The sequence below is a fragment of the Bacillus sp. LR--39 genome (assembly GCF_053613335.1).
On record NZ_JBSIOT010000476.1, the window covers coordinates 1 to 935 of the forward strand.

The following is a 935-nucleotide window of genomic DNA, read 5'->3' on the forward strand; positions in this document are numbered from 1 at the left end:
TTCAAAAAACGGTCGGACAGATGAATTCCATCGATCATTCCGTTAAACAGGCGGAATCCGTCGTGAAAGGACTTGAGAGCAAATCAAAAGACATTACGGCGATCCTGCGGGTGATCAACGGCATCGCAGACCAGACGAATTTGCTCGCGTTGAACGCGGCAATTGAAGCAGCAAGAGCCGGTGAAGCCGGAAGAGGGTTTTCTGTAGTTGCCGAAGAAGTGCGCAAACTGGCTGAGCAATCCGCGTCATCGGCAAAAGAAATTGAAGCGCTCATTCAGGAAATCGTCAATGAAATCGGAAAGTCGCTGGACATGTTCCGGGACGTCAACCGTGAAGTACAGTCGGGACTCACCATCACAGATGAAACAGATACAAGCTTTAAGCAGATTTATGACATGACAAACGAAATCGCGGGCAAGCTGCAGACGATGAATGCGGCAGTTGAAGAGCTGTCAGAAGGGTCACAGCAAGTCGCGGGAGCGGTTGAAGAAATTGCAGACGTATCGCGTGAAAGCTCAGGAAGCATTCAAGACATTGCCGCTTCGGCTGAAGAACAGCTCGCTTCAATGGAGGAAATCAGTTCTTCTGCGGCTACGCTTGAACAAATGGCTGAAGAACTGCGCGATTTAACGAAAAAATTTAAGATTGACTAAACATCAGGCTTCCGCCGATCCGGCAGCCTTTTGCCCGGGAAAAGCATCTTTTTAAAGGAACGGGGAAGGGTATAAATAGGTTTAAACAGACTGTCATCTATCGTACACTGGTTGTACAGGAAAGGATCAATCATGCGACTGGAAGGCAAGAAAGTGATCGCGCTTGTCAGCGATGAATTCGAAGATTTAGAACTGTGGTATCCAGTTTTAAGGTTGAAGGAAGAAGGAGCGATCGTACATTTCATTGGTGAAAAAGCGGATCATGAATACAAGGGCAAATAC

Annotated in this window: 1 protein-coding gene and 1 pseudogene; both read left to right on the forward strand. The window is 47.3% G+C overall.

What is annotated here, in order from left to right; all coding sequences use genetic code 11:
• Positions 1 to 653: methyl-accepting chemotaxis protein (locus ACWHAR_RS24260; protein WP_452088081.1), on the forward strand; the 653-nt coding region annotated here is incomplete at its 5' end.
• A 132-nt stretch (positions 654 to 785) separates the two neighbouring features.
• Positions 786 to 935: pseudogene (locus ACWHAR_RS24265) on the forward strand (protease); the annotation flags it as partial.